Consider the following 25,010-nt stretch of genomic DNA (forward strand, 5'->3'; position numbering starts at 1 on the left):
CCGCGGGTCAGCGCCCGGAGAGGTCGACCTCCGGGTAGAGCGGGTGCGCGCCGACAAGCTCGGCGGCCCGGGACCGCACCCGCTCGGCGACCGCGACGTCCAGCCGGTAGCGGACCTTCGAGTCGCCGTCGGGCCGGGTGTGGGCCAGCACGTCGACGAGCAGGTCGCCGACCTCGGCGAGCTCGGCCTCGCGGAGGCCACGGGTGGTCAGCGCCGGCGTGCCGAGCCGGATCCCGGAGGTGTACCAGGGGCCGTTCGGGTCGGCGGGCACGGAGTTGCGGTTGGTCACCAGGCCGGCGTCCAGCAGCGCCGCCTCGGCCTGCCGGCCGGTGAGCCCGAAGCCGCCGACGTCGACCAGCACCAGGTGGTTGTCGGTGCCGCCGGTGACCAGCCGTGCGCCACGGCGCAGCAGCCCGTCGGCGAGCGCCTGGGCGTTGTCGACGATCTGCTGGGCGTAGCCGGCGAACTCCGGACGGCGTGCCTCGGCCAGCGCGACCGCCTTGGCCGCCATCACGTGCGGCAGCGGGCCGCCGAGCACCATCGGGCAGCCCCGGTCGACGTCCGGGGCGTACTGCTCGGTGCAGAGCACCATCCCGCCGCGCGGCCCGCGCAGCGACTTGTGCGTGGTGGTGGTGACGACGTCGGCGTGCGGCACCGGGTCGAAGTCACCGGTGAGCACCTTGCCCGCCACCAGTCCGGCGAAGTGCGCCATGTCGACCATCAGGGTCGCGCCCACCTCGTCGGCGATCTCCCGCATCGCGGCGAAGTCGACCCGCCGCGGGTAGGCGGAGTAGCCGGCGACCAGGATCAGCGGCCGGAACTCGCGGGCGCGCTCGCGGAGGGCTGCGTAGTCGATCAGCCCGGTCTCGGGATCGGTGCCGTAGCTGGACTGCTGGAACATCTTCCCGGAGATGTTCGGCCGGAACCCGTGGGTGAGGTGGCCGCCGGCGTCCAGCGACATGCCCAGCATCCGCTGGTCGCCCAGCGCCCGGCGCAGCCGCGCCCAGTCGGCCTCGCTGAGCCCGTCGACGTTCGTCACGCCTGCCTCGGCCAGCGCGGGGCTCTCCACCCGGTGCGCCAGGATCGACCAGAAGGCGACCAGGTTGGCGTCGATGCCCGAGTGCGGCTGGACGTAGGCGTGGTCGGCCCCGAAGAGCTCGCGGGCGTGCTCGGCGGCCAGCCGCTCGACGGTGTCGACGTTCTGGCAGGCGGCGTAGAACCGCCGGCCCCGCGTGCCCTCGGCGTACTTGTCGCTGAACCAGTTGCCCATCGCCAGCAGGACGGCCGGCGAGGCGTAGTTCTCGCTGGCGATGAGCTTGAGGCTCTCCCGCTGGTCGGTGAGCTCCTGCCCGATGGCGGCTGCCACCCGGGGCTCGACCTGCGCGATCACGTCCAGCGCACCGGCGAAGGCGGCGGTCTCACGGCTGACGGTGGTGGTCATCGGGCACTCCTGGCGTCGACGGGAGCCCAGGCGCGCGGCGGTCGACGGAGCCGCTCCCCGGTGGTGGTCCACCTGTCAGCGCCAGTCACGGCCCGCTGCGAGCGTAGCGGCAGCCCGCCCCGGACCCCCGGCCGGTGGCACCGGATGGCCGCCTGCCGGTGGTGCGGCGGTCATCCCGCTGGGTATGGGGGCTCCATGTCCATGAGCGCACCGTCCGACCCGGTCCAGCCCTCAACCGACGACGGGATCCCCGCCGCGGACGCCGGGACCGGCGCACCTCCGCCGGCCGAGGGCTTCGGGGTCGGCGGCGAGGAGCCGGACCGCCCCGAGGAGACCGACGGGGGCAGCCCGGCCGCGACGCAGAGCACGACCCCCTTCCACACCCCGGACCCCACCGAGGTCGGCCCGGAGCCGACCGGCAACCCGGTCGACCCGGCCATCTCCACCACGACGCCGGACCCCGGGCAGACCGGCCGCGACGAGCGCTGACCGGCCCACGGCCCTGGTCGTGGGACGTGCTGGGACGGCAAGGGACGTTGCCCGACGACGCGGGGCGCAGCACCGTGGCTCCCGTGACCACCGCCTCCCCCGCCCTCCGGGCCGCAGAGTCGAGCGCCGTGCTGGTCGGCCACGACATCGGTTCGCCCATCGCCGCCGGGACGCGGACTCCTACGTCAGCTGGTTCCAGCCGCCAGGCCTCGCGGAAGCCGACATCGGGCGTGATCCCGGGCCTGGCTGACCGGCTTCCACGCCGGGCTGACCGGCGAGGCGCACAGCTCGCCCGGCCCGGACGGGCTCGTCTTCATCCCCACCGGTGCCCGGTCGGCCAGCTGCTGGTCGGGTGGCTGGCCGACCTCCCGGCGACCAGCCACGCGGTCAGCTGGCCGGGCTGACCGAGCTCATGTTGAAGTCCGGGATCCGCAGCATCGGCATCGCCGCGCGGGTGAACCAGTCGTTCCACTCCCGCGGCAGCGTCCGCTCGGTGCGGCTGGCCTCGGTGGCCCGGCCGAGCAGGTCGACCGGCGACTCGTTGAACCGGAAGTTGTTCACCGCCCCGGTCACCTCGCCGTTCTCCACCAGGAAGACGCCGTCGCGGGTGAGCCCGGTGACCAGCAGCGTCTGCGGGTCGACCTCGCGGATGTACCAGAGCGTGGTCAGCAGCAGCCCGCGCTCGGTGCGGGCGATCATCTCGGCGGCCGACGCGGTGGCCGTCCGGTCCTCGAGGACCAGGTTGTCCAGGGCCGCGGTCGCCGGGGCCTCGGTCTTCTGCGCCCAGGCCCGCGGCCGGACCAGGTTGGTGAGCACGCCCTCGGAGATCCAGTCGACCGCCGGCGTGGCCATGCCGTTGTCGAACACCGAGGCGCTGCCCGAGGAGCTCCCGACCACCTGGAACGGCGAGCTCTCCAGGCCGGGCGCGTCCGGGTCGCTGCGCAGGGTCAGCGGCAGCTGGGCCAGCCGGTCACCGATCCGGTTGCCGCCGCCGGGCCTGGCGTAGACGCTGCGCCCCTCGTCGGCGTCCCGCGCCTCCATCGACCAGTAGGCGACGACCATCAGGTCGCTGACCGTCGACGGCGGCAGCAGCGTCTCGTAGCGGCCGGCCGGCAGGTCGATCCGGCGCTGCGACCAGCCCATCTTCTGCTGCACCTCGGCGGCCAGGTCGGCGACCGAGACGTCGGTGAAGTCGCGGGTGCCCACGCCTGCCCACACCGACCGGCCGAAGTCGGCGCTCTTGCCGTTGAGCTCCACCCGGCCGGTGGGCTGGTCGTGCCGCAGCCGCAGGCCGGTGGAGCTGCCGAGGTAGGTCGTCGCCAGCTGGTGCTCGGCGAACCCGAACAGCAGCTCGTCCCGCCCGCGGGCCTCACCGAACGCCTGCCCGAGCGCGGGGGCGAAGTCGGCGAAGACGTTGATCGAGGTCTCCGCGGCGTCGGCGTCCCAGTCACCGGAGCCGGGCGGCACCTCGCTGACCAGCGGCATCGCGTCCTCGGCCGGCCCGGCGTCCCGGGCGGCCTGCTCACTGGCCGCCACCAGCTCGGCGACGTCCGGGGTCCCGGTGCGGGCGACCGTGCCGGTGGCCATCCCCGCGCCACCGTCGACGAAGGAGACGACCACGACCTGCCGGGAGCGCATGGCGCCGTTGGTGGTCAGGCTGTTGCTGGCCCAGCGGAGGTTGGCCTCCGAGCTCTCGGTGACGTAGGTGATCTGCCCGTCCGCCGTCGACGCGGCCAGCGCCTGCTCGACCAGCTCCTGCGGCCTGAGCCGGGTCATCGCCCGCCCTCCTGCTTGGTGTTGAGGATGGTCGTGTTCTCGAACAGCGCGGTCGGGCAGCCGTGGCTCACCGGCGCGACCTGACCGGGCTGGGCCTTGCCGCAGTTGAACGCACCGCCGAGCACGTAGGTCTGCGGGCCGCCGACCGCGGTCATCGAGCCCCAGAAGTCCGTCGTCGTCGCCTGGTAGGCGACGTCGCGGAGCTGCCCGGCGAGCTGCCCGCCCTCGATCCGGTAGAACCGCTGGCCGGTGAACTGGAAGTTGTACCGCTGCATGTCGATCGACCAGCTGTTGTCCCCCACGACGTAGATGCCGCGCTCGACCCCGGCGATGATCTCCTCGGTCGAGGGGCCGTCGGGCGTCGGCTGCAGCGAGACGTTGGCCATCCGCTGCACCGGCACGTGGGCGGCGGAGTCGGCGAACGCGCAGCCGTTGGACCGCTCGGAACCCAACTTGGAGGCCGTGTTGCGGTCGACCTGGTAGCCGACGAGCACGCCGTCGCGGATGAGGTCCCACTGCTGGCCGGCGACGCCCTCGTCGTCCCAGCCGACGGTGGACAGGCCGTGGTCGGCGGTCCGGTCGCCGGTGACGTTCATCAGCGGCGAGCCGTAGTGCAGGGTGCCCAGCTGGTCGACGGTGGCGAACGAGGTCCCGGCGTAGGCGGCCTCGTAGCCCAGCGCCCGGTCGAGCTCGGTGGCGTGCCCGACGGACTCGTGGATGGTCAGCCACAGGTTCGAGGGGTCGACGACCAGGTCGTACCGGCCCGGGTCGACCGAGGGCGCCTTGACCTTCTCCCGAAGCAGCTCCGGCAGCTGGGCGAGCTCACCGCGCCAGTCCCAGCCGCCGCCGGCGACGAACTCCCAGCCCCGGCCCACCGGTGGGGCCAGCGTGCGCATCGACTCGAACGTGCCGGTGGTCCGGTCGACGGTGAGCGCGGTGAACTCCGGGTGCACGCGGACACGCTGCTGCCGGGTGCGGGTGCCGGCCGTGTCGGCGTAGAACTTCTGCTCCTTGACCTGCAGCACGCTGGTCTGGACGTGCTCCACGCCGTCGGCGGCCAGCAGCTGCTCGGAGAGCTCGACGAGCAGCCCGGTCTTCTCCGCGTCGGGGACGGCGAACGGGTCGATCTCGTAGGCCGACACCCACTCGCCGTCGGCGTGCACCGGCTCGGGCGCCAGCTCGACGCGGTCGGTGTTCATCGCGGCGGACACCTGCGCGACGGCGACCGCCTCCTCGGCGAGCCGGACCGCCTCGGCCGCGGTCAGCACGACGCCGGCGGCGAACCCCCAGGTGCCCTCGTGGACGACGCGGACGGCGAGCCCGAGGTCCTCCCCGTCGCCCAGCGCCTCCAGCCGCGCATCGCGCAGCCGGACGCTCTGCGTGCGGATCCGCTCGACCCGCAGGTCAGCGTGCTCGCACCCCAGGTCGACCGCCCGGGTCAGCGCCGCGTCGGCGAGCGCGGACAGCGGGAGGGCGAGGAAGGACTCGTCGACGGAACGGGTCTGTGCCACGGACCGTGTCTACCCCATGCCCCGGCCTCGGCCCCGCTGCAGGGGCCCGCCGCGAGCTCGCGAGCGGTGGGGGGCAGCGGGGTCCTTCAACCGAGCTCGCTGTCCACCCAGCACCAGCGCCAGGCCTCGTCGGGCTCGGCGCTGACGACGACCGGGTGCGCGGTCGAGCCGAAGTGCGCCCGGGAGTGCCGGCGCGGCGAGGAGTCGCAGCAGCCGACGTGGCCGCAGGACAGGCAGGTGCGCAGGTGCACCCACGTCGTCCCCTCGCGCAGGCAGTCCTCGCAGGCCGACTCCGGGTGCGCGGCCCCCACCGGCGCCAGGCGCAGGTGCGTGCAGTGCTCGTCGCTGGGCCGGGGGGCCAGCGGGCGCTCGCGGTCCAGCGACTCCAGCTCCTCGTGGCGGTCGAGCAGCGACTCCTCGACGTCGATGGCGTTGAGCGCGGCCTCCAGCACCTCCGCCGGGGCCGTGCCGGAGTCCCGGGCGCGCACCACGACGTCCCGCTCGGCGTCGAGCATCGCCATCCGCAACCGCGCGTAGATGCTGGACGGCGTCTCCTGGTCGGCCAGCGGCCGGCCCAGCCGCTCCCAGCTGGCGTGCGACCGCGCGATCGACCGGTCGCGCAGCCGGGGGACGACGCCGTCGGGCTCGTCCCCGGTGGTCAGCTCGCTCAGCCGCTGCAACCCGGCGGCGTTGGCGGCGTCCCCGATGACCGCTGCCTGCAGCGCGTCCTCGGCCGGGTCGGGTGCCGGCAGGCCGACCCGGCGCACCAGCCACGGCAGGGTCGAGCCCTGCACCAGCAGGCTGCCCACGACGACGGTGAACGCCGCCAGCAGCAGCACCTCCCGGTCGGGCAGGTCCTCGGGCAGCACCTGCGCCGCGGCGAGCGTGACCACACCCCGCATGCCCGCCCAGGAGACCAACCCGGCCACCGCGGGGCTCCACGCCTGCCGGCGCATCGCCGGGGTGCCGACGGAGAGGAGGCCGGCCAGCCCGAAGACGAACGCGAAGCGCACGACCACGGTGGCCACCAGCACCCCGACGCAGACCAGTGCGACCCGGCCGGCGCCCAGCCCGCTGTCCGCGGCGCCGGAGAGCAGGCCGGGCAGCTGGAGCCCGATGAGCAGGAAGACGCTGTTCTCCAGCACGAACGCGACGGTGCGCCAGGTGATCGCCTCGGTCACCCGCGCCGTCGCCGTCTGCACCTTCGGGGAGACGTGGGCCAGCGCCAGCCCGGTGACGACGGTGGCCAGCACGCCCGAGGCGTGCACCTCCTCCGCGGCCAGGAAGGCCAGGTAGGGAGCCACGAAGGAGACCAGGGTGTCCCGCACGGGGTCCTGCACCCGGGCCCGGACGACGGCGAGCAGCGCGGCGACCACGCCGCCGACCAGCGCCGCGCCCACGACCGCCCAGACGAACTCGCCGGCGACCTCGAACGGCGAGGGCTCCGAGGTCAGCGCCGAGACCGCGACGCTCAGCGCGATCAGCGCCGCGGCGTCGTTGACCAGGCTCTCGTGCTCCAGCAGGGTCGCCACCCGCCGCGGCAGCCCCAGCCGGCGGCCGATCGCCGAGGCGGCGATCGCGTCGGGTGGCGCGACCACCGCACCCAGCGCCAGGGCGGCCGCGAGGGCCACGCCGGGCAGCAGCAACCAGGTGACCCAGCCGACGAACAGCGTGGTGACGACGACGAGCACCACCGACATCGAGACGATGCTGGCCTTGTTGTGCTTGAAGTCGAACAGCGACGTGCGGGCGGTGGTGGCGTACAGCAGCGGCGGGAGCAGGGCGAAGAGCACCACGTCCGGGTCCAGCTGGACGTCCGGCACGTGCGGCAGGAACGACGCCGCGGCGCCGACCACCACGAGCACCAGCGGGGTGGGCCAGCCGAACCGGTCGCACAGGCCGGCCACGACGCCGACGGCGATCACCAGCGCGACCAGCTCGGCGGTCAGCTCCACGGTCTGCTCGTCCCCACGGACGACGATCCTCTCAGTGCAGGTGACTCATCCAGTCGGCCGGCACCCTGCCGGCCGGGCCGGGCACCGGCTGCGCCGCCGGGTGGGCGGTCGGGGCGGTGAGCTCCGGGCCGTCGGCGAACTCGCCCTCCACGTAGTCCCAGAACCAGCCCTCCCCCGGCTCGAAGCTCTGCACGATCCGGTGCCCGGCGGCGTGCGCGTGCGCGGTGGCGTGCTGGTTGGGGGAGGAGTCGCAGCAGCCGACGTGCCCGCAGGCCGCGCACCGGCGCAGGTGCAGCCACCACGCGCCGCTGGCCTCGCACTCGACGCACCCCGTGCCGCTCGGCGGGACGGTCGGGTCGATCTGGTCCATGGGTGCTCCTCCTGGGGTCGATGCGCCGCCGTGAGTCTCACCCAGCGGCGGCTCCTCCGGAAGCGGTCAGACCTGGTCCTGGCCGCCGTCGAGCAGCCCCGGCGTCTCGGTGGACCCGGGCATGTCACGATTCCGCCGAGGCAGCCGGGGACCTCAGCCGTCCAGCACGGTCCAGAGCCGGGTGATCCGGCCCGCGGCGGTCTGGGCGACGTCCAGGCCGCCAAGCACCGGCTCCCCGCCCGGCGGGCCGAGCCGCCAGGGCCGCAGGCCGAGGTCGCCCACGCCGCGGAACGGCCCGGCGGGTGTGAAGACGAGCCCCGGCCCCTGCGCCAGCAGGCCGGTCACCGCGGCCGCCAGCTCCTCCTGGCCGGTCACCGTCCGCTCGCCGTCGACGAACACCACGTCCGCGGCGAACACCTCGGCGATCACCTCGGCCCGGTGCTGCGGGTCCGGTTCGTTGAAGACGCCCTGGAGCATGCGCTCCAGCAGCTGCTCGCTGGTGGGCTCGGACACGGGCGCCTCCCGGCTCGGCTCCGACTGGACGGCGGTCCGCGGTCGACACTGACAGGGCCGTCGCAGAGGAAGCTACATGACATGTCACCCAATTCGGGCAGCCCCGTGCTCACCCCTGACCAGCAGGAGACCTGGTTCGCGTACATGCGGGTGATGCTGCGGCTGTCTCACGAGATGAACCGTCAGCTGCAGACCGACAGCGACCTGTCCCTGCCGGACTTCGACGTCCTCAACGCGCTGGCCGACTCGCCGGGCGGGCGGCTGCAGCTGACCGGGCTGGCCACCCGCCTCGCCTGGGAGCGCAGCCGGCTGTCCCACCACCTGCAGCGGATGAGCGCCCGCGGGCTCGTCGAGCGGAGCCCGTCGGCCACGGACCGGCGGGCGACGGACGCCGTCCTCACCGACGCCGGCCGGGCTGCGCTGACCGCGGCCACCCCGGGCCACGCGGAGCTGGTGCGGCGGATGTTCTTCGACGGGCTGGACCCGGCCCTGCTGCCCGCGCTGCGCACCGCGCTGGAGCAGGTGCACGAGCAGGTGCTCACCCACGGCACGCTGCCGCGCCCCGGTCGGCCGCAGGGGCGACTGCCGGGGTTGGAGCCCGAGGCCTGACGGGTACCCGCCGCGGCATGGCCGGCGACGAGCACGACGTCACGCTCACCTTCGGCGGCAACGCGACGACCCTGCTCCGGCTCGGGCCGTTCACGCTGCTGACCGACCCCAACTTCCTGCACCGGGGCCAGCGGGCCTACCTGGGCTACGGGTTGTTCACCAAGCGGCTCACCGAGCCCGCGCTGCAGCCCACCCAGCTGCCGGCGCTGGACGCGATCCTGCTGTCGCACCTGCACGACGACCACTGGGACAAGATCGCCACCCGCTCGCTGCCGAAGGACACCCCCGTCGTGACCACCCCGGCGGCTGCGCGCGAGCTGGCGGAGAAGGGCTTCGGCGCGACCAGCGACCTCACCGACTGGCAGACCCACGAGCTCACCTCCGGGACGACGACGCTGCGGATCACCTCGGTGCCCGGCGTGCACGGCCCGGGCCTGCTCGGCCGGCTGCTGCCGCCGGTGATGGGCAGCGTGCTCGAGCTGGTCTCCGACGGCACGGTTACCTGGCGGGGCTACATCAGCGGTGACACGCTCTTCCGCCGGGACATCGGGGAGGTGCTGCAGCGCTGCGGCCCGCTCGACGTCGCCATCCCGCACCTGGGCGGCACCAAGGCGTTCGGCTTCACGGTCACCATGGACGGCCGCCAGGGCGCCGACCTCGTCGACCTGCTGCGGCCGTCGGTCGTCGTCCCGGTGCACTACGACGACTACACGGCGTTCAGCAGCCCGCTCGGTGACTTCGTCGCCGAGGTGGCCGCCCGCCGCGCCCCGGGGGAGATCCGCACCGTGGGCCGCGGCCAGACCATCTCACTGCGCGCCACCCCCGCAGGAGACCACTGATGGAGTACCGCCAGCTGGGCAGGTCGGGGCTGCGCGTCTCGACGCTGACCCTGGGCACGATGACCTTCGGCGGTGCCGGCACCACCTCGTCCGCGCCTGCGAGGCCTCGCTGCAGCGGCTGGGCACCGACCACATCGACCTGTACCAGCTGCACGAGTGGGACGGGCTGACCCCGCTGGAGGAGACCTTCGAGGCGCTCCGGTCGCTGGTCGACGCCGGCAAGGTGCGCTACGTCGGCATCTCCAACTACTCCGGCTGGCAGCTGATGAAAGCGGTCGGGACCGCGGAGCGGATCGGCGCGCCCCGGCCGGTCAGCCAGCAGGTCTACTACTCCCTGCAGGGCCGGGAGGCCGAGTACGAGCTGGTGCCGGCGACGCTGGACCAGGGGCTGGGCGTGCTGGTGTGGAGCCCGCTGGCCGGTGGGCTGCTGTCGGGCAAGTACCGCCGCAGCCGGCGGAGGGCCGCCAGCTGTCGGACTGGGGCGAGCCGCCGGTGTACGACCCCGAGGCCCTCTACGACACCATCGAGGTGCTGGTGTCCGTCGCCGAGGCGCGCGACGTGCCCCCGGCGCCGGTCGCGCTGGCCTGGACGCTGTCCCGGCCCGGGATCACCTCGGTCGTGGTCGGCGCCCGCACGCCGACCAGCTGCGGCAGGACCTCGCCGCCGCCGACCTCACCCTGGACGACGCCGAGGTCGCCCGGCTGGAGGAGGTCAGCCGCCCGCCGCTGCTCTACCCGTACTGGCACCAGGCGACCACCGCCGCCGACCGGCTCTCCCCCGCGGACCTCTCCCTGCTGGCCCGCCACCTCTGAGCCGGCTACGCGCGGCCGGCGAGCCGCATCGCCCGGGTCTGCACGTCGGCTCGTAGCGCCGCCTCGTCCACCGTGGTGCTGACGCCGTCGCGCACCACCTGCCGGCCGGCGACCCAGGTGTCGCGGACGTGCCGCGAGCCGACCGACCAGACCAGGTGGGTGAGCAGGTCGGTCACGTCGCCGACCGGCGTGAACGCGATGTCCCCGCTGTCCACGTGCACCAGGTCCGCCCGCCGTCCGGCGGTGAGCTGGCCCAGGTCGTCGCGCCCGATCGCCGCGGCCGCCGCGCCGGTGGCCAGCCAGAAGGCCTCCGGGGCGGTGAGCGCGGTCGCGTCCCGCTCCCGGAGCCGGGCCAGCTGGGCGGCCAGCCGGAGGTCCTCGAACAGGTCCAGGTTGTCGTTGGACGCCGGCCCGTCGGTGCCCATGCCGACCCGGATGCCCAGGTCGAGCATGTCCCGCAGCCGCGCGGTGCCGCTGGCCAGCTTGGTGTTGCTGCCCGGGCAGTGGGCCACCGCGACGTCGTACTCCCGCCAGAGCTCCAGGTCGCCGTCGTCCATGTGCACGCAGTGCGCGCCGAGCACCCGGCCGCCGAGCACGTCGTGGGCGGCCAGCAGCGCCGGGACGCTCAGCCCGTGGGTGGCCAGCAGCTCGTCGCCCTCGGTGGCGGTCTCCGCGACGTGCACGGTGAGCAGCAGGCCGTGCTCGCGGGCCGCCCCGGCCGCCTGGGTGAGCACCGGGAGGGGCACCGTGTACGCCGAGTGCGGGCCGATGCCGAACTCGACCTGCTCGTCGCTGCGCCCGGCCAGCCCGACCGCGGTGGCCAGCTGCTCGTCGAAGGTGCCGAACCCGGGGAGCCCGATGAGCGGGTTGGCCACGACCGCCCGGGCGCCGGTCGCGCGCACCGCCGACGCGATCCGCTCGGGCTGGAAGTACATCTCCACGCTGGTGGTGACCCCGTGCCGGAGCATCTCCGCCGACGCGGCGGTCATCGCCACCTCGACGTCCTCGGCTGTGAGCCTCGCCTCACGCGGCCACATCACCTCACGCAGCCAGCGGTCCAGCGGGAGCCCCTCGCCCTGGCCCCGGAACAGCACCATCGGGGCGTGCGAGTGGGTGTTCACCATGCCCGGCGTGAGCACCCCCGGCAGCCGCCTGACCTCGGCGTCCTCCGCCACGTGCGGCGCGTCCGCGGCCGGGCCGACCCAGCTGATCACGCCGTCGTCGACGTCGAGCACGGCATCGGGGACGACGGTGCCGGCGCGGTCCCCCACGACCACGGCGCGGGCGGTGAAGCGCTGCATGGCGGAACCGTAACCGCCGGGCCCCCGTTGGACGGGGCGTGCCGACGGCTGCTGCCGCCGACCCGGGCGGACTCACGGGAACAGTGCTCGACCTGATGGAGGCGCTCGGCGCCCCGGGGGTCGGGCTCGCCATCCTGCTCGAGACGGTGGTGCCACCGATCCCCAGCGAGGTGGTGCTGCCGCTGGCCGGCTACCTCGCCCAGACCGGGCGGATGGGGCTGGTCGCGGCCTTCCTCGCCGCGACCGCGGGCTCGCTGATCGGGGCGTCGTTCCTGTACCAGCTGGGCCGCTGGCTGGGGCCCGAGCGCAGCCGCCGCTGGCTGGACCGGCTGCCGCTCGTCGACACCGCCGACGTGGACAAGGCCTTCGACGCCTTCGAGCGTCGTGGCCGGGCGGCCGTGCTGCTCGGCCGGCTGGTTCCGGTGGTGCGCAGCTTCATCTCCGTGCCCGCCGGCGTCGTGCGCATGCCGTGGCCGCAGTTCCTGCTCTACACCGCGATCGGCAGCGCCGTCTGGAACGGCACCCTGATCGGGGCCGGGGTGGCGCTGGGCACCCAGTACGAGCTGGTCGAGCGCTACGTCGGGCTGCTGGACTACGCGCTGGTCGCGGCCGTCGTCGGCTTCGGGACCTGGATCGTCGTCCGGCACCTCCGGCGCCGAGGCAGCACCCTGGGCGGGTGACCGAGCCCCGCACCCGCCCGGACGTCGTCGCCTTCGACGTCAACGAGACCCTGCTGGACCTCGCGCCGGTCGGCGCCGCGCTGGTCGAGCAGGGGCAGCCCGCCGAGCTGCTGCCCACCGTCTTCGCCCGCACCCTGCTCACCGGCTTCGCCGGCGCGGCCGTGGGCAGCTGGTTCCCGTTCCGGGCCGCCTTCGAGGCCTCGGTGGCGCAGCTGACCGGCCTCCCGGCGCCCGCCTGCTCCGCGGTGGCCGATGCTTTCATGGAGATGTCGCCGCACGCGGACGTCGAGCCGGCGTTCCGGCGGCTGACGGAGGCCGGCGTACGGGTGGTGACGTTGAGCCACGGCGCGCCCGGAGTCGCCGAGGCCGGGCTGACCCGCGGCGGTGTGCACGGCCTCGTCGAGCAGACCCTGACCTCGCAGTCGATCCGGGCGTGGAAGCCGAACCGGGAGGCCTACCTCTGGGCGGTCGGGGTCTGCGGGGTGGAGCCTGCGCAGATGGCGCTGGTGGCGTCGCACTCCTGGGACGTGCTGGGCGCCTCCCGCGCGGGGCTCACCACCGGCTTCACCTCGGGCCGCTCGGAGCAGGTCTTCGCCGATGTGCTCGGTGCTCCGGACGTGCAGGGCGGGTCGCTGGTCGAGGTGGTCGAGGCGCTGCTCGCCCTCCCCCGCCGGTGACCGCCCGCGAGGTCGGCACCCCGCTGGGACCGGCACGGGTGCACTGCGCCGAGCCGCCGGCCGAGGTCGCCGGCACGCTGGTGCTCGGCCACGGCGCCGGCGGCGGGGTGGACTCCGCCGACCTGCGCGCCGTCGCCGGGGCCGGCTCGGCGGCGGGGTGGCGGGTGCTGCTGGTCGAGCAGCCGTGGAAGGTCGCCGGGAGACGGATCGCGCCCGCGCCGCCGCGGCTGGACGAGGCCTGGACGGCGGTGCTGGCCGCGGTGTCCGACCTGGTCGGCGGACCGCTGGTGCTCGGTGGCCGCAGCGCCGGGGCACGGGTGGCCTGCCGGACGGCGTCGGCGCAGGGTGCGGCCGGGGTCCTCGCCCTGGCCTTCCCGCTGCACCCGCCCGGCAGGCCGGAGAAGAGCCGCGCCGCGGAGCTGCGCGGCGTCGCCGTCCCGCTGGTCGTCGTGCAGGGCGGGACCGACGCCTTCGGCCGCCCGGCCGAGGTCGAGGCCGCGCTCACCGGGCACGACGGGACGGTGCGCGCCGTGCCCGGTGACCACGCGTTGTCGAAGGACCCCGCGGCCGTCGCCGCCGCCGCCGTCAGCTGGCTGGGGCAGCTCTGACGGCGGCGGCCACCGTCACCTCCGGAACCGGCGGATGATCAGCAGGAGCAGCACCAGCACGGCCGCCCCGCCGGCAGCGGGGGCCGCGTAGCGGGTGAACGCCGCGCCGCCGGCCACCTCCAGCAGGTCGATCGGCTCCGGCTCCACCGGGGTGAGCGGGCGCTGCGGCGCGGACGGCGTGCTCCGGACCGGGCCCCCAGCGGCGGGCCGGTTCGGCGGGGCGGTGGTGCCCGTCGGCGGCTTGCTCGGTGCCTTCTTCGCCGCGGTGATGGGGGTGGGGGCGGCCTTCGTCGGCGGGAGCGTCGGGTCGGGCACCGCCGCGGCCGGGGCCGGCGCGGCCTTCGCCGGGGTGGCCTTCACCGGCGGGGTGACCGCCGACGACTGCGTGGTCGCGGCGCCGTCGGCCGCGGCGGCGGTCGCTGCGGCCTCCGCCGCCGCCGTGGTGACGGTCGGTTCCTGCCGCACCTCGGCCGCCGCCTGGTCGACGAGGCCGGCGTCCCCGCTGGCCAGCTGGGCGGAGAGCTTGTCGGCGAACTGCCCGAGCAGCTTGTTGCCCACGTCGGTCATCACGCCGCGGCCGAACTGCGCGGGACGGCCGGTGATGTTCAGGTCGGTCAGCACGTCGACCCGGGTGACGCTGCCCTCGGCGGCCAGCGTGGCGGTGACGATCGCCGCGGCGGTGCCGTTGCCCCGCTGGTCCTTGCCGCGGGCGTCGATGACCGCCTTGTGCGCGGTCTCGTCCTTCTCGATGAAGGAGCCCTTGCCCTGGTAGGTGAGGTTGATCGGGCCGAGCTTGACCTTCACCCGGCCGGTGAAGTCATCCTGGTCGACCGAGTCGAGGACGGCGCCCGGCATGCAGGGTGCGATCCGGTCGATGTCCAACAGCACCCGCCACGCCTCGTCGACGGGCAGGGGGACGGTGAACGAGTTCTCCAGCTGCACTGCAGGACCTCCGAGTCTGTGCGGCCCGACGCCGTCCCGAGGGGCGGCGACACCGGCGGCGTGCCGGGCCGGGACGTGCGCTGATCTGGCTGTGACGGCGACGCCACCACGCACCGTCCCACACATCCGATCACGGGTGGGACGACGGCGCAGGCGGGATCACGACGGCGCGCCGGACCGGCCCGCCCCGGGAGGACGGACCGGTCCGGTCGGGCCGGTCGCTACAGACCCGCGGCCGCGGCCAGGGCCCGCTTGGTGAGCACCTGCGCGAGGTGCTGCCGGTAGTCGGCCTGGGCGTTGAGGTCGTTGCTCGGGCTGGTGCCCTCGGCGGCCTGGGCGGCGGCGGCGGTGACCGTCTCCAGGCTCACGTCGACCCCGACCAGGGCGGCCTCGGTGGCGCTGGCCCGCAACGGGGTCGGCCCCATGTTGGTCAGCCCGATGCGCGCCTCGGTGATCCGGCCGCCCTCCCGCCGGACGGCCGCGGCCACCGCCACGATCGACCAGGCCTGGGCGACCCGGTTGAACTTCTCGTAGCGGACGCCCCAGCCGTCGGCCGCGGCGATCTTGGGGAGCCGGATCTCCACGAGCAGCTCCCCCTCCTCGAGCACGGTGGTCAGGTAGTCGACGAAGAACTCGCCGGCCGGCACCGTCCGCCGTCCGGCCGGGCCGGCGATGACGAACTCGGCGTCCAGCGCCAGCGCCACCGCCGGCAGGTCACCGGCCGGGTCGGCGTGCGCCAGCGCGCCGCCGAAGGTGCCCCGGCGGCGGACCTGCCGGTCGGCCACCGTCTCGGTGGCCTGCACCAGCAGCTGGGCGTACTGGGCCAGCAGCGGGTCGCTGAGCACGTCGGCGTGCGTCGTCATCGCGCCGACGACCAGCTGGTCGCCCTCCTCGCGCACCCCGCGCAGCTCCTCGACCCGGGTGAGGTCGACGACGAGCTCCGGTGCGGCCAGCCGCAGCCGCATCACCGGGATCAGCGACTGCCCACCGGCGAGGACCTTCACGTCGTCCCCGCCGTCGGCGATGGCCTGCAGCGCCTCCTCGACGGTGGTGGGCCGGGAGTACGCGAACGCTGCGGGGATCACTGCTGGTCTCCTTCGGTGGCAGAAGCGGTGGCCGCCTCGCTGGAGGAGACGCTGTGCGCGTTGGTGCCCGCGGTGGCCCGGTCGCCGCCGTCCCCGCCGCCGTGGATGGCCCGCCAGACCCGTTCCGGGGTCAGCGGCATGCGGATGTCGGACACGCCCAGGTGCCGGACGGCGTCCAGCGCGGCGTTGACGACGGCCGGGGTGCTGGCGATGCAGCCGGCCTCCCCGACCCCCTTGGCACCGATTGGGTTGCCCGGGGCCGGGTGCACCGTGTTGGCCGTGTCGAAGTGCGGCAGGTCGGCCGCCGACGGCACCAGGTAGTCCACGAACGTGCCGGTGGTCAGGTTGCCCTCGGCGTCGTAGATCGCCTCCTCGTACAGGGCCTGCGCGATGCCCTGGGCCAGGCCGCCGTGGATCTGGCCCTCGACGATGAGCGGGTTCACGATCGTGCCGACGTCGTCGACCGACGCGTACTTGCGGATCTTGACGAAGCCGGTCTCGGTGTCGACCTCCATCGCGCAGATGTGGGTGCCGTGCGGGAAGGAGAAGTTCACCGGGTCGAACGTCGCCTCGGCGTCGATCGTGGGCTCGATCCCCTCCGGGTAGTCGTGCGCGGCGAAGACCGCCAGGGCGATCTCCTGGATGCCGACGCCCGAACCCGGCGTGCCCTTGACGGAGAACTTCCCAGCGCTGAAGTCCAGGTCGTCCTCGTCGGCCTCCAGCATGTGGGCGGCGACCTTGCGGGCCTTGGCGATCACCTTGTCCGCGGCCTTGACCACCGCGGTGCCGCCCACGACCAGCGATCGGGACCCGTAGGTGTCCATGCCCCGCGGCGACACGGCGGTGTCACCGTGCAGCACCTCGACGTCTTCGAACGGCACGCCCAGCTGGTCGGCGACGAGCTGGCTCCACGCCGTCTCGTGGCCCTGGCCGTGCGGCGTCGAGCCGGTGACCACCTCGACCTTGCCGGTGGGCAGCATCCGGATGGAGGCCGCCTCCCAGCCCCCCGCGCCGTAGGACAGCGAGCCGAGCACCCGGGAGGGGGCCAGGCCGCACATCTCCGTGAAGGTGGAGAAGCCGATGCCCAGCTGCACCGGGTCGCCGGACTCGCGGCGGCGCTGCTGCTCGGCCCGCAGCTCGTCGTACCCGATCATCTCCAGCGCCTGCTGGGTGGCCGTCTCGTAGTCACCGCTGTCGTACTCCATGCCGCAGACGGTGGTGAACGGGAACTCCTCCGCCTGGATCCAGTTCTTCCGGCGCAGCTCGAGGGGGTCCATGCCGAGCTCGACGGCGAGCTCGTCCATGATCCGCTCGATCGCGAAGGTCGCCTCCGGCCGGCCGGCGCCGCGGTAGGCGTCGGTGGGCACCTTGTTGGTGAACACGCCGTCGCACTCGAACCGGTAGGCCGGGAACTTGTAGATGCCGTTGAACATGAACGCACCCAGCGCCGGGACGCCGGGGGTGATGAGCCGCAGGTAGGCGCCCATGTCGGCCAGGATCCGGCAGCGCAGGCCGCGGACGTTGCCCTCGCGGTCGGACGCGATGTCGATGAACTGGACCTGGTCGCGGCCGTGGTGGGCGGTCATCAGCGACTCGCTGCGGGTCTCGGTCCACTTCACCGGCTTGCCCAGCCGGCGGGCGACCAGCAGCGCCAGCACCTCCTCCGGGTTGACCTGGAGCTTGCCGCCGAAGCCGCCACCGACGTCCGGGGCGATGACGCGCAGCTTGTGCTCCGGGACACCGGTGACCATGGCGAGCATGACCCGCAGGACGTGCGGGATCTGGGTCGCCGACCACAGCGTGAAGTTGTCCCCCTGCGGCTGGACGACGACCGAGCGGGGCTCCATGAACGCCGGGATGAGCCGCTGGTTGACGAAGCGGCGGCTGACGACCACGTCGGCGTCGTCGAACGCCTGGTCGACCGAGGCGCCGGTGCCGGCCTCGGCGGAGTCGAAGACGAAGTGGTAGCTGGTGTTCGACGACAGGTGGTCGTGGACGAGCGGGGCCCCGTCCTTGACCGCCTCCTCCATGTCCAGGACCACCGGCAGGGACTCGTAGTCGATGTCGATCGCCTCGAGGGCGTCGGCGGCCGCACTGCGGCTGCGGGCGATGACGATCGCGACCGCCTCACCGACGTGGTTCACCTGGTCGACGGCGATCGAGGGGTGGCCGGGGTTGACCATGTCCGGGGTGACCGGCCAGGCACAGGGGATCGAGCCCTGCTCCTCGGCGAGGTCGGCGCCGGTGAGGACGGCGACGACGTTGGGCCGCTCCTTGGCGGCGCTGACGTCGAGCTGGGTGATCCGCGCGTGGGCCACCGGGCTGCGCAGCACCGACATGTGGAGCATGCCGGGCAGCACCATGTTGTCGGTCCAGGTCGTCTTGCCGGTGATCAGCCGCGCGTCCTCCTTGCGGCGGCGGGCCTTGCCGACCTCCTTCGCCGGGGCCATGGCCGCGGCGTCCTCGGTGACGGTCATGACTGCGCCGCCATGGGCTCCGCAGCGGCCGTGTCGCCTGCCGCCGGTGAGGCGCCCGGGTCACCCGGCGCCTCACCCCGCATCTCCGCCGCCGCCTGCTGCACGGCGCGCACGATGTTCTGGTAGCCGGTGCAGCGGCAGAGGTTGCCCTCGATGCCCTCACGCACCTCGGTCTCGGTCGGGTCCGGGTTCTCCTTCAGCAGGTCGATCGAGGCCATGATCATCCCGGGGGTGCAGAACCCGCACTGCAGGCCGTGCAGCTCGTGGAACGCCCGCTGGACCGGGTGCAGCGTGGCGCCCCCGCCGGAGGCGACCCCCTCGATGGTGGTCACCTCGCTGCCGTCGGCCTGCACGGCGAGCACGGTGCAGGACTTCACCGCCTGCCCGTCCAGGTGGACCGTGCACGCGCCGCAGTTGCTGGTGTCGCAGCCCACGACCGTGCCCACCTTGCCCAGCTGTTCCCTGAGGTAGTGCACCAGCAGGGTCCGCGGCTCGACGTCGTCCGAGTAGGACGCCCCGTCGACCCGCACGTTGATCTGCGTCACGTGTCCTCCGCTTCGTTGCATCGGCTCTGCACCGCGGTCGGCCCGCGGATCCTGCGGCAGTGTGACAACCGACACGCGCGCGAGTCCACACCCGGTGCTCCCGGTCGACGACCCGGCTCCGCATTCGCGGTCGCCCAAAGCTTGGCGGATCCGCAGCTGCGGAAGTACAGCGGTGGGTCGGGCCGCAGCCCGGCCGCAGGGCAACGTTGCACCGCGTTGCAGCGGGGCAGCGCTCAGCGGCGGACCGGACCGCGGGGTCCGCCGCGCAGCCGCTGCACGTGCCCGGCCGCGGCGGTGCGCCGCGCCCCGGGCGGGAGCACGGCCAGGCACGCCTGCCAGGTGCCCAGGTCGTCGGCCGCCTCGGCCAGCTCGCTGTAGCGGACCAGCAGGTCCGGGCGCCCGCTGGTCAGCACCGCCGTGCGGACCTCGTCGGCGAGACGGGCGCGGGCGGCTCGCACGCCCGGTGCCATCGATCCGGGCAGCAGCGGCCCGCGGTAGCGGTCCAGCGCGGAGCCCACCGCGCCCTGGGCGATGAGTCCGCGCACCTCCTCGGCGTCGGTCCGCACCGGCCCGAGCAGCCGGTAGGGCCGCGAGCCGACGAGCTGGTCGCCCACCAGCCGGCGGAGCCGGGACAGCTCGGCGCGCACGGTGACCGCAGCGGCGTCGCCGGCGTGGCACTCGGCGGCCAGCTGCTCCGCCGTCCGCCCGGTGCCCGCGGCGGCGGCCTCGGCGAGCAGCACCATCAGCTCCGAGTGCCGCAACGACAGCTCCTGCGCACCGGCGGCGGTGCGGAGCCGGGCGCGGTCGCGCCCCAGGACCTCCAGCGTCGGGACGACGGGCCGCAGGCCGGCGGGGGACCGGTCGGCGCGCATCCCCCGGTCACGGCTCAGCCAGCGGAGCTCGGACTCCGCGGCAGCCGCCGTCGCCCGGACCAGGGTCAGCACGTGCGGACTGGCCACGTGGTCGCCGCCGGTCACGTCGATGGCGCCGAGCAGGGCACCGGTGAGCGGGTCGTGCACCGGTGCCGCCGAGCAGCTCCACGGCTGGACCGGACGGCGGTAGTGCTCGCTGCCGTAGATCTGGACGGCGTGGTCGAGGGCGAGGGCGGTGCCCGGCGCGTTGGTCCCGGCGGTGCTCTCGCTCCACGTGGCGCCCTCCACGAAGTGCACCCCGGCGGCCCGGTCACGGAGCCGCGAGTCGCCCTCCACCCACAGCATCCGGCCGGCCGCGTCGGTGACCGCGACGATCATCTGGTCGGCCTCGGCGTCGGCGACGAGCAGCCGGCGGATCACCGGCATGACCGCGGCCAGCGGGTGGGCCGCCCGGTAGGCGACCAGGTCGTCGTCGAGCAGGTCGACCGGGGGCGGCGCCCCGTCGGGGTCGACGCCGCTGCTCAGCGACCGCCGCCACGAGTCCCACACGACCGCGCGCACCTGGTCCCGCGGGGGTGTGTCGACCTGCGTGACGAGGGCCTCGTGCGCGGCCCGGAGGCGCCGGGCGAGCACCGGGCCCGGGTCTCCGTCAGGAAGTGCGAGCCACGGGTTCACGGTCGTCACGGCGCGGGGTCCCCGGGGCTGAGGGTCATGGTCGCCCCATCGTGACCGCTGTCACGGGATCGCGCCAGCAGGGTGGCCTGCGACTGTCAGGCGGCGGCGAGCTCCCGGCGGCGCAGCACCGCCGAGACGGCGAGGAAGCCGAGCCCGAGCACGGCCAGCCCGGCACCCACCAGGCTGGGTGCCCGGTAGCCGAAGCCGGCGGCGATGACCAGGCCACCGAGCCATGCACCCAGGGCGTTGGCCAGGTTGAGCGCCGAGTGGTTGAGCGCCGCGCCGAGCATCTGCGCCTCCCCGGCGACCTCCATCAGCCGCAGCTGCAGGCAGACGGCCAGGACCGAGCTGGCGCCGGCGGTCAGGAACACCGCGACGAGGAGCGCGCCCGTGCTGCCGGCGAGGACGACCACGGCCAGCAGGAAGCCGCCCAGCGCCACGACCGCGCCGAGCAGCGACGGGAACAGCGCGCGGTCGGCGAGCCGGCCACCGAGCGCGGTGCCGATGATCATGCCGACGCCGAACACCAGCAGCGCGACCGGGACGAAGCTCGCCGAGGCCCCGGCGACGTCGGTGAGCAGCGGGGCGATGTAGCTGTACAGGGCGAACATGCCGCCGAAGCCGACGATCCCGAACAGCAGCGTGAGGACGACCTGCGGCCGGCGGAGCGCGCCCAGCTCCGACCGGATGGTCGCCTCGGCACGGCCGGGGAGGGCGGGGACGACGAGCAGGACGGCGAGCACGGTCACCGCACCGATGAGCACGACGGCCCAGTAGGCAGAGCGCCAGCCCATCGCCTGGCCGAGCCAGGTCGCCGCGGGGACGCCGACCACGTTGGCGACCGCCAGGCCGAGCATCACCGAGCTGACCGCCCGGCCGCGGAGCCGGTCGGGCACCAGCGAGGCGGCGATGAGCGAGGCGACACCGAAGAAGGCGCCGTGCGGCAGCCCGGCCAGGAACCGGGCGAGGACCAGGGTGCCGTAGCCGGGGGCCAGCGCGCTCAGCGCGTTGCCGACGACGAACGCCGTCATCAGGCCCATGGCCAGGCCGCGGCGCGGCAGCCGGGCGCCGAGGGCGGCGATCACCGGCGCGCCGACGACCACACCGAGGGCGTAGGCGGAGATGAGGTGACCGGCCGAGGGGATGCTCGCGTCCACCCCGGCGGCGATGTCGGGCAGCAGGCCCATCGTGACGAACTCGGTGGTGCCGATGGCGAAGGCGCCGATGGCCAGCGCGCCGATGGCGAGGACCGCGGTGCGGGTGGAGGGGACGGTCGGGGCCGGCGTCGTCTCGACGGCGGGGGCGGCACTCACACGTGGAGCCAAGACGGTGGCCCGGGCGGGCATTCCCCGGCCCCGGTTGGTCTCAAGCAACCACCCCCGGGTGCCGATGACCGACGCAGGACCGGGGAGGGGGCTGTCATGGCCGCACGGAGACGCCGCACGCCGAACGCCGGCGTGCGCCGCACGCCGCAGAGGGGCGCCCGCCGCGCGCCGAGGAACGGCGGGCTGACGCGCTGGCTGACCCCCGTGCTGGCGCTCGCCGCCGGCGGGTCGTTCGCGGCGGCCCAGCTCACCCCGGTGGTGGTCGACCTCACGGCGTCCAGCACGATCGCCGACGAGGGGGTCACCTCGGGCGGCAGCGCAGCCAGCTCGCTCGGCGACGGCCTGTTCTCCTGGTCCACCGGTCCGGTGGCCGGCGACTCCAACGGCGCGACGGTGGCCGACGGCGACGCCGTGCGCGACCTCGCCGTCCCCCAGCCGCCCCGGCCGGGCGGGATCACGCTGCAGCCCTGGGCGGCCAGGGGCGTCGCCCCGACGCTGACCCCGCGGGAGCCCGCCTGCGGCGGGTACAGCACCCCGAGGAGGATCACCCCGGGGGTGGTGGCCGGCACCGGCTCGGCCACCGTCACCTGGATGTCCGACGCCCGCGGGGAGGTGCAGTCCTACCAGGTCTCCGCGGTCCAGCAGCCGGTGAGCGGGGTCCAGCCGGCCCCGGTCACCACCACCGCGGCCCAGCCGGACGGGTGCCAGCAGGTCACCGCGACCATGACCGGGCTGGTGTCGGGTCGGTACTACGTGTTCTGGCTGGAGGAGCAGGTCACCAGCGCGACCACCGGGCGGGCCCGGCTGGACCAGGTCGGCAGCTCGGCGCCGGTGCTGGTCGGCTGAGCTCCTCGGTCGGCTGGGCTCCTCGGTCGGCTGGGTTCCTCGGTCGGCTGGGTCACTCGGTGCTGGCGAACAACCGTGCCCCGAGCCCGATGAGCGCGACGGTGATGACCGCGACGGTGAGCAGCTGCACCCCGACCGGCACCGCCCAGCCGGCCCAGGTGAGCGGTGGCAGCAGCTTCTGCTCCGCCGCCGCGGTCAGGTCCAGGCGCTCGAGCACCAGGTGGCGCATCGGCTGGACGACGTAGGTCAGCGGGTTGAGCCGGGTGACGACGCTCAGCCAGGCCGGCAGGCCACCGAGCGGGAACAGCGACCCGGACAGGAACATCATCGGGGTGATCAGCAGCTGGAGCATCGGCATCGCGCCCTGGATGGTCGTGATCCGGGTGGACAGCAGCACCCCGAGCGCGGTCAGGAACAGCGAGCCGAGGAACAGGCAGCCGATCAGCTCCACCAGCAGCAGCGGGTCGTAGGGGATCCCGACCGTGCCGACCAGGGCGAGCAGCACCAGGCTCTGCCCGGTGGCGACGATCGCCCCGCCCAGGCACTTGCCCCAGATGATCGACGCCCGCGAGATCGGCGCGACCATCATCTCGCGCAGGAAGCCGAACTCCCGGTCCCAGACCAGCGAGATGCCGGCGAACGCGGCGGTGAACAGCACCGAGGTGGCCAGCACGCCCGGGAAGAGGAACGTGCGGAAGCTGATCCCGCCGCCGGTGTCGACGATGCTGCCCAGCCCGGTGCCCATCACGAAGATGAACAGCAGCGGCTGCAGCAGCATCGACAGCATCCGGGCGCGGTCGGACCGGAAGCGCAGCAGCTCGCGGCGGGTGACGACCCAGGTGGCCCGGGCGTGGTGGGACAGGTCGCTGCGCACCTCGCCGAGCGGACCGGCGGGGACGGGCAGCGTCGTCGTGGAGTCGGTGCCCATCGGGTCGGTGCTCACCGGGTCGGTGCTCATCGGGTCGGTGCTCATCGGGTCATCGCCCTTCCGGCGGCCGCCCGGGGCGCCTCGGAGTCGCGGATCGTGCGGCCGGTGTAGGTCAGGAAGACGTCGTCCAGGCTGGGCCGGGTGACGGTCACCGACCGGATGTGCAGGTCGAGCTCGGTGAACAGCCGGGGGACGACCTGCGCGCCCTCCGGGACGGCGAGGGTCACCTGCCCCTCGTGCACGCCGGCCTCCAGGCCGAGCCGCTCCCGGATCCGGGCGATCGCCAGCTCGTCGTCGTCGGTGCGCAGCGCGATCCGGTCGGTGCCGACGCTGGACTTCAGCGCCTCCGGGGTGTCCTCCACGACGACCTGGCCGTGGTCCATGATCGCGATCCGGTCGCAGTGCTCGGCCTCGTCCATGTAGTGCGTGGTGACGAAGACGGTGATCTCGGTGCGCTGCCGCAGGTCGCGCAGGTAGTCCCAGATGGCCGCGCGGGTCTGCGGGTCCAGCCCGATCGTCGGCTCGTCGAGGAAGAGCACCTGCGGCGCGTGCACCAGGCCGCGGGCGATCTCCAGCCGGCGCTTCATGCCGCCGCTGTACTTGACGACCGGGTCGCGGCGGCGGTCGGTGAGCGCCACCATCTCCAGCACCTCCCCGATCCGGCGGTCGGCGTCGGCGCGGGAGAGCCCGTAGAGGTCGGCGTGGAAGCGCAGGTTCTGCTCGGCGGTGAGCTGCTGGTCCAGGGTCTGCTGCTGGAACACCAGGCCGATCCGGCGGCGGACCTCGGTCCGCTCCCGGACGACGTCGAACCCGGCCACCCGCGCCGTCCCCGAGGTGGGGTTCCGGATGGTGCACAGCATCTCGATGGTGGTGGACTTCCCGGCACCGTTCGGGCCCAGGAACCCGTAGGTCTGCCCCGCCTCGACGCGCAGGTCGAGGCCGCGGACCGCCTCGACGACACCGTCGGCCGCCGGGTAGCTCTTGGTCAGCCCGACCACCTCGATGGCGGGCTCTCTAACGGTGTTAGACACAGCGCAGACAGTCCTCTTACACCGTTAGGCTGTCAAGCGTGACCGCCACCCGCCCGCCGGTGACCCGCGAGGCCGTCGTCAGCACCGCCCTGGCGCTGCTCGCCGACGGCGGGCTGGAGGCCGTCTCGTTCCGCCGGATCGCCACCCAGCTGGGGGTGTCGGCACCCACGCTCTACTGGCACGTCGAGAGCAAGCGGCAGCTGATGGACCTGATGGCCGAGGAGCTGGTCCGCCGCAACGAGTCCTCCTACGCCGGCCCGCGGCCCGGGCAGCCGTGGTGGGAGTGGCTCCGCGAGGACGCCCGGCAGCTGTTCACCGCGCTGATCGGCACCCGCGACGCGCCGCGGGTGGTCGCCGGCAACCGGCCCAGTGCCGAGTCCTTCGCCGGCATCGAGCGGGTGCTCGGCGTGCTGGTCGAGGCAGGCATGACGCCGGGGCAGGCCCAGCAGACGCTGTTCGCGATCGGCGCCTACGTCATCGGCAGCGCGACCGAGTGGCAGGCCGAGGCGGAGCGGGCGCGCGTGCAGCCGCTGCTCGACGCCGACGACGGGGCGGCCGACGCCGTCCGGGCCCGGGCGCTGGCCGAGCAGCCGGTGCTGCTGGCGGCGATCGGCGAGCTGCTGGACCAGCCGCACTCGGCGGCGTTCGAGCACGGCCTGGACCTGCTCGTCCACGGTCTCCGCGCCCGCTACAGCTGACCCGC

General features: G+C 74.4%; 24 protein-coding genes, 1 pseudogene and 1 riboswitch. Of the genes and pseudogenes, 9 read left to right on the plus strand and 16 right to left on the minus strand.

Going from position 1 to position 25,010, the window contains the following annotated elements:
* Window positions 1–7: 7 nt before the first annotated feature.
* Window positions 8–1,441, minus strand: coding sequence for a glycine hydroxymethyltransferase (locus FHL80_RS05185; protein ID WP_138732394.1), 1,434 nt, complete (start codon window positions 1,439–1,441; stop codon window positions 8–10).
* 17 nt (window positions 1,442–1,458) lie between these two features.
* Window positions 1,459–1,540, minus strand: a riboswitch (ZMP/ZTP riboswitch).
* Window positions 1,541–1,642: 102 nt separating this feature from the next.
* Here FHL80_RS05185 and FHL80_RS05190 point away from each other — a divergent pair.
* Complete coding sequence (locus FHL80_RS05190; protein ID WP_246078470.1) at window positions 1,643–1,930, plus strand: hypothetical protein; 288 nt, start codon at window positions 1,643–1,645, stop codon at window positions 1,928–1,930.
* Between the two features lie 387 nt (window positions 1,931–2,317).
* Here the strand turns inward: FHL80_RS05190 and FHL80_RS05195 are convergent, their stop codons facing one another.
* From FHL80_RS05195 to FHL80_RS05215, 5 genes are all read right to left on the minus strand, one after another.
* Window positions 2,318–3,706, minus strand: coding sequence for a metallopeptidase TldD-related protein (locus FHL80_RS05195; protein WP_138732396.1), 1,389 nt, complete (start codon window positions 3,704–3,706; stop codon window positions 2,318–2,320).
* Window positions 3,703–5,217 carry a TldD/PmbA family protein gene (locus FHL80_RS05200; RefSeq protein WP_138732397.1) on the minus strand — a complete coding sequence of 505 codons (1,515 nt, stop codon included), beginning with the start codon at window positions 5,215–5,217 and terminating at the stop codon, window positions 3,703–3,705. Before FHL80_RS05200 ends, FHL80_RS05195 begins: the two co-directional genes overlap by 4 nt.
* A gap of 86 nt (window positions 5,218–5,303) precedes the next feature.
* On the minus strand, window positions 5,304–7,172 hold the full coding sequence (locus tag FHL80_RS05205) for a Na+/H+ antiporter (protein WP_138732398.1): 1,869 nt from the start codon (window positions 7,170–7,172) through the stop codon (window positions 5,304–5,306).
* Between the two features lie 31 nt (window positions 7,173–7,203).
* Complete coding sequence (locus tag FHL80_RS05210; protein WP_138732399.1) at window positions 7,204–7,542, minus strand: UBP-type zinc finger domain-containing protein; 339 nt, start codon at window positions 7,540–7,542, stop codon at window positions 7,204–7,206.
* Between the two features lie 153 nt (window positions 7,543–7,695).
* Window positions 7,696–8,055 carry a nuclear transport factor 2 family protein gene (locus tag FHL80_RS05215; protein WP_216870435.1) on the minus strand — a complete coding sequence of 120 codons (360 nt, stop codon included), beginning with the start codon at window positions 8,053–8,055 and terminating at the stop codon, window positions 7,696–7,698.
* Between the two features lie 81 nt (window positions 8,056–8,136).
* Here FHL80_RS05215 and FHL80_RS05220 point away from each other — a divergent pair, with 81 nt between their 5' ends.
* From FHL80_RS05220 to FHL80_RS27010, 3 genes and pseudogenes are all read left to right on the plus strand, one after another.
* Window positions 8,137–8,664 (plus strand): MarR family winged helix-turn-helix transcriptional regulator, encoded by a 528-nt coding sequence (locus tag FHL80_RS05220; protein WP_138732400.1) that lies wholly within the window; start codon window positions 8,137–8,139, stop codon window positions 8,662–8,664.
* Window positions 8,665–8,681: 17 nt separating this feature from the next.
* A complete protein-coding gene (locus FHL80_RS05225) occupies window positions 8,682–9,503 on the plus strand; it encodes an MBL fold metallo-hydrolase (protein WP_138732401.1) in 822 nt (273 codons plus the stop codon).
* Window positions 9,397–9,948 (plus strand): annotated as a pseudogene (locus FHL80_RS27010) (aldo/keto reductase); the annotation flags it as partial. The gene FHL80_RS05225 and the pseudogene FHL80_RS27010, both read left to right, overlap by 107 nt.
* Window positions 9,949–10,015: 67 nt before the next feature.
* Here FHL80_RS27010 and FHL80_RS26100 read toward each other — a convergent pair.
* Window positions 10,016–10,249, minus strand: coding sequence for a hypothetical protein (locus FHL80_RS26100; protein WP_246078471.1), 234 nt, complete (start codon window positions 10,247–10,249; stop codon window positions 10,016–10,018).
* Window positions 10,250–10,320: 71 nt separating this feature from the next.
* Window positions 10,321–11,616: an amidohydrolase family protein gene (locus FHL80_RS05235; protein WP_138732402.1), complete on the minus strand. Its 1,296-nt coding sequence runs from the start codon at window positions 11,614–11,616 to the stop codon at window positions 10,321–10,323.
* A 38-nt stretch (window positions 11,617–11,654) separates the two neighbouring features.
* Here FHL80_RS05235 and FHL80_RS05240 point away from each other — a divergent pair, with 38 nt between their 5' ends.
* From FHL80_RS05240 to FHL80_RS05250, 3 genes are read left to right on the plus strand one after another with little or no spacing between them, the layout of a single operon-like run.
* The gene (locus tag FHL80_RS05240) at window positions 11,655–12,296 is read left to right on the plus strand and encodes a DedA family protein (protein WP_246078472.1); all 642 of its coding nucleotides are present in this window, start codon (window positions 11,655–11,657) and stop codon (window positions 12,294–12,296) included.
* Window positions 12,293–12,973: an HAD family hydrolase gene (locus FHL80_RS05245; protein ID WP_138732403.1), complete on the plus strand. Its 681-nt coding sequence runs from the start codon at window positions 12,293–12,295 to the stop codon at window positions 12,971–12,973. The genes FHL80_RS05240 and FHL80_RS05245 overlap by 4 nt, the downstream gene beginning before the upstream one ends.
* Window positions 12,970–13,581, plus strand: coding sequence for an alpha/beta hydrolase family protein (locus FHL80_RS05250; protein WP_138732404.1), 612 nt, complete (start codon window positions 12,970–12,972; stop codon window positions 13,579–13,581). The genes FHL80_RS05245 and FHL80_RS05250 overlap by 4 nt, the downstream gene beginning before the upstream one ends.
* A gap of 15 nt (window positions 13,582–13,596) precedes the next feature.
* On the opposite strand, the gene FHL80_RS05255 is transcribed toward FHL80_RS05250, so the two are convergent.
* The 6 genes from FHL80_RS05255 to FHL80_RS05280 all read right to left on the minus strand — a co-directional run bounded on the left by FHL80_RS05255 (window position 13,597) and on the right by FHL80_RS05280 (window position 21,490).
* A complete protein-coding gene (locus tag FHL80_RS05255) occupies window positions 13,597–14,523 on the minus strand; it encodes an SRPBCC family protein (RefSeq protein WP_138732405.1) in 927 nt (308 codons plus the stop codon).
* 221 nt (window positions 14,524–14,744) lie between these two features.
* Window positions 14,745–15,608: an FAD binding domain-containing protein gene (locus FHL80_RS05260; protein ID WP_138732406.1), complete on the minus strand. Its 864-nt coding sequence runs from the start codon at window positions 15,606–15,608 to the stop codon at window positions 14,745–14,747.
* Entirely contained in the window at window positions 15,605–18,085 is a 2,481-nt protein-coding gene (locus FHL80_RS05265) for a xanthine dehydrogenase family protein molybdopterin-binding subunit (protein WP_138732407.1), read from the minus strand. Before FHL80_RS05265 ends, FHL80_RS05260 begins: the two co-directional genes overlap by 4 nt.
* Entirely contained in the window at window positions 18,082–18,630 is a 549-nt protein-coding gene (locus FHL80_RS05270; RefSeq protein ID WP_246078473.1) for a (2Fe-2S)-binding protein, read from the minus strand. The genes FHL80_RS05265 and FHL80_RS05270 overlap by 4 nt, the downstream gene beginning before the upstream one ends.
* 233 nt (window positions 18,631–18,863) lie before the next feature.
* Complete coding sequence (locus FHL80_RS05275) at window positions 18,864–20,186, minus strand: GAF domain-containing protein (protein ID WP_138732409.1); 1,323 nt, start codon at window positions 20,184–20,186, stop codon at window positions 18,864–18,866.
* An 86-nt stretch (window positions 20,187–20,272) separates the two neighbouring features.
* A complete protein-coding gene (locus tag FHL80_RS05280) occupies window positions 20,273–21,490 on the minus strand; it encodes an MFS transporter (RefSeq protein ID WP_216870437.1) in 1,218 nt (405 codons plus the stop codon).
* 108 nt (window positions 21,491–21,598) lie between these two features.
* On the opposite strand from FHL80_RS05280, the gene FHL80_RS05285 reads away from it, so the two are divergent.
* On the plus strand, window positions 21,599–22,348 hold the full coding sequence (locus FHL80_RS05285; protein ID WP_138732410.1) for a hypothetical protein: 750 nt from the start codon (window positions 21,599–21,601) through the stop codon (window positions 22,346–22,348).
* A gap of 52 nt (window positions 22,349–22,400) precedes the next feature.
* Here FHL80_RS05285 and FHL80_RS05290 read toward each other — a convergent pair whose 3' ends face one another.
* A complete protein-coding gene (locus FHL80_RS05290) occupies window positions 22,401–23,321 on the minus strand; it encodes an ABC transporter permease (RefSeq protein WP_216870438.1) in 921 nt (306 codons plus the stop codon).
* Window positions 23,318–24,307 (minus strand): ATP-binding cassette domain-containing protein, encoded by a 990-nt coding sequence (locus tag FHL80_RS05295; RefSeq protein ID WP_138732411.1) that lies wholly within the window; start codon window positions 24,305–24,307, stop codon window positions 23,318–23,320. The genes FHL80_RS05290 and FHL80_RS05295 overlap by 4 nt, the downstream gene beginning before the upstream one ends.
* A 38-nt stretch (window positions 24,308–24,345) precedes the next feature.
* Here FHL80_RS05295 and FHL80_RS05300 point away from each other — a divergent pair, with 38 nt between their 5' ends.
* Window positions 24,346–25,005 (plus strand): TetR/AcrR family transcriptional regulator C-terminal domain-containing protein, encoded by a 660-nt coding sequence (locus tag FHL80_RS05300; RefSeq protein WP_216870439.1) that lies wholly within the window; start codon window positions 24,346–24,348, stop codon window positions 25,003–25,005.
* Window positions 25,006–25,010: the final 5 nt, after the last annotated feature.

This window comes from Modestobacter excelsi (assembly GCF_005930495.1).
GTDB classification, from domain to species: Bacteria; Actinomycetota; Actinomycetes; order Mycobacteriales; family Geodermatophilaceae; genus Modestobacter; species Modestobacter excelsi.

Excerpts from the sequence above, each read along its gene's own strand:
- FHL80_RS05185 (WP_138732394.1), bottom strand. The coding sequence starts at position 1,441 with ATGACCACCACCGTCAGCCGTGAGACCGCCGCCTTCGCCGGTGCGCTG.
- FHL80_RS05195 (WP_138732396.1), bottom strand. The coding sequence starts at position 3,706 with ATGACCCGGCTCAGGCCGCAGGAGCTGGTCGAGCAGGCGCTGGCCGCG.
- FHL80_RS05190 (WP_246078470.1), top strand. The coding sequence starts at position 1,643 with ATGAGCGCACCGTCCGACCCGGTCCAGCCCTCAACCGACGACGGGATC.
- FHL80_RS05210 (WP_138732399.1), bottom strand. The coding sequence starts at position 7,542 with ATGGACCAGATCGACCCGACCGTCCCGCCGAGCGGCACGGGGTGCGTC.
- FHL80_RS05220 (WP_138732400.1), top strand. The coding sequence starts at position 8,137 with ATGTCACCCAATTCGGGCAGCCCCGTGCTCACCCCTGACCAGCAGGAG.
- FHL80_RS05265 (WP_138732407.1), bottom strand. The coding sequence starts at position 18,085 with ATGACCGTCACCGAGGACGCCGCGGCCATGGCCCCGGCGAAGGAGGTC.
- FHL80_RS05235 (WP_138732402.1), bottom strand. The coding sequence starts at position 11,616 with ATGCAGCGCTTCACCGCCCGCGCCGTGGTCGTGGGGGACCGCGCCGGC.
- FHL80_RS05285 (WP_138732410.1), top strand. The coding sequence starts at position 21,599 with ATGGCCGCACGGAGACGCCGCACGCCGAACGCCGGCGTGCGCCGCACG.
- FHL80_RS05290 (WP_216870438.1), bottom strand. The coding sequence starts at position 23,321 with ATGAGCACCGACCCGATGAGCACCGACCCGGTGAGCACCGACCCGATG.
- FHL80_RS05225 (WP_138732401.1), top strand. The coding sequence starts at position 8,682 with ATGGCCGGCGACGAGCACGACGTCACGCTCACCTTCGGCGGCAACGCG.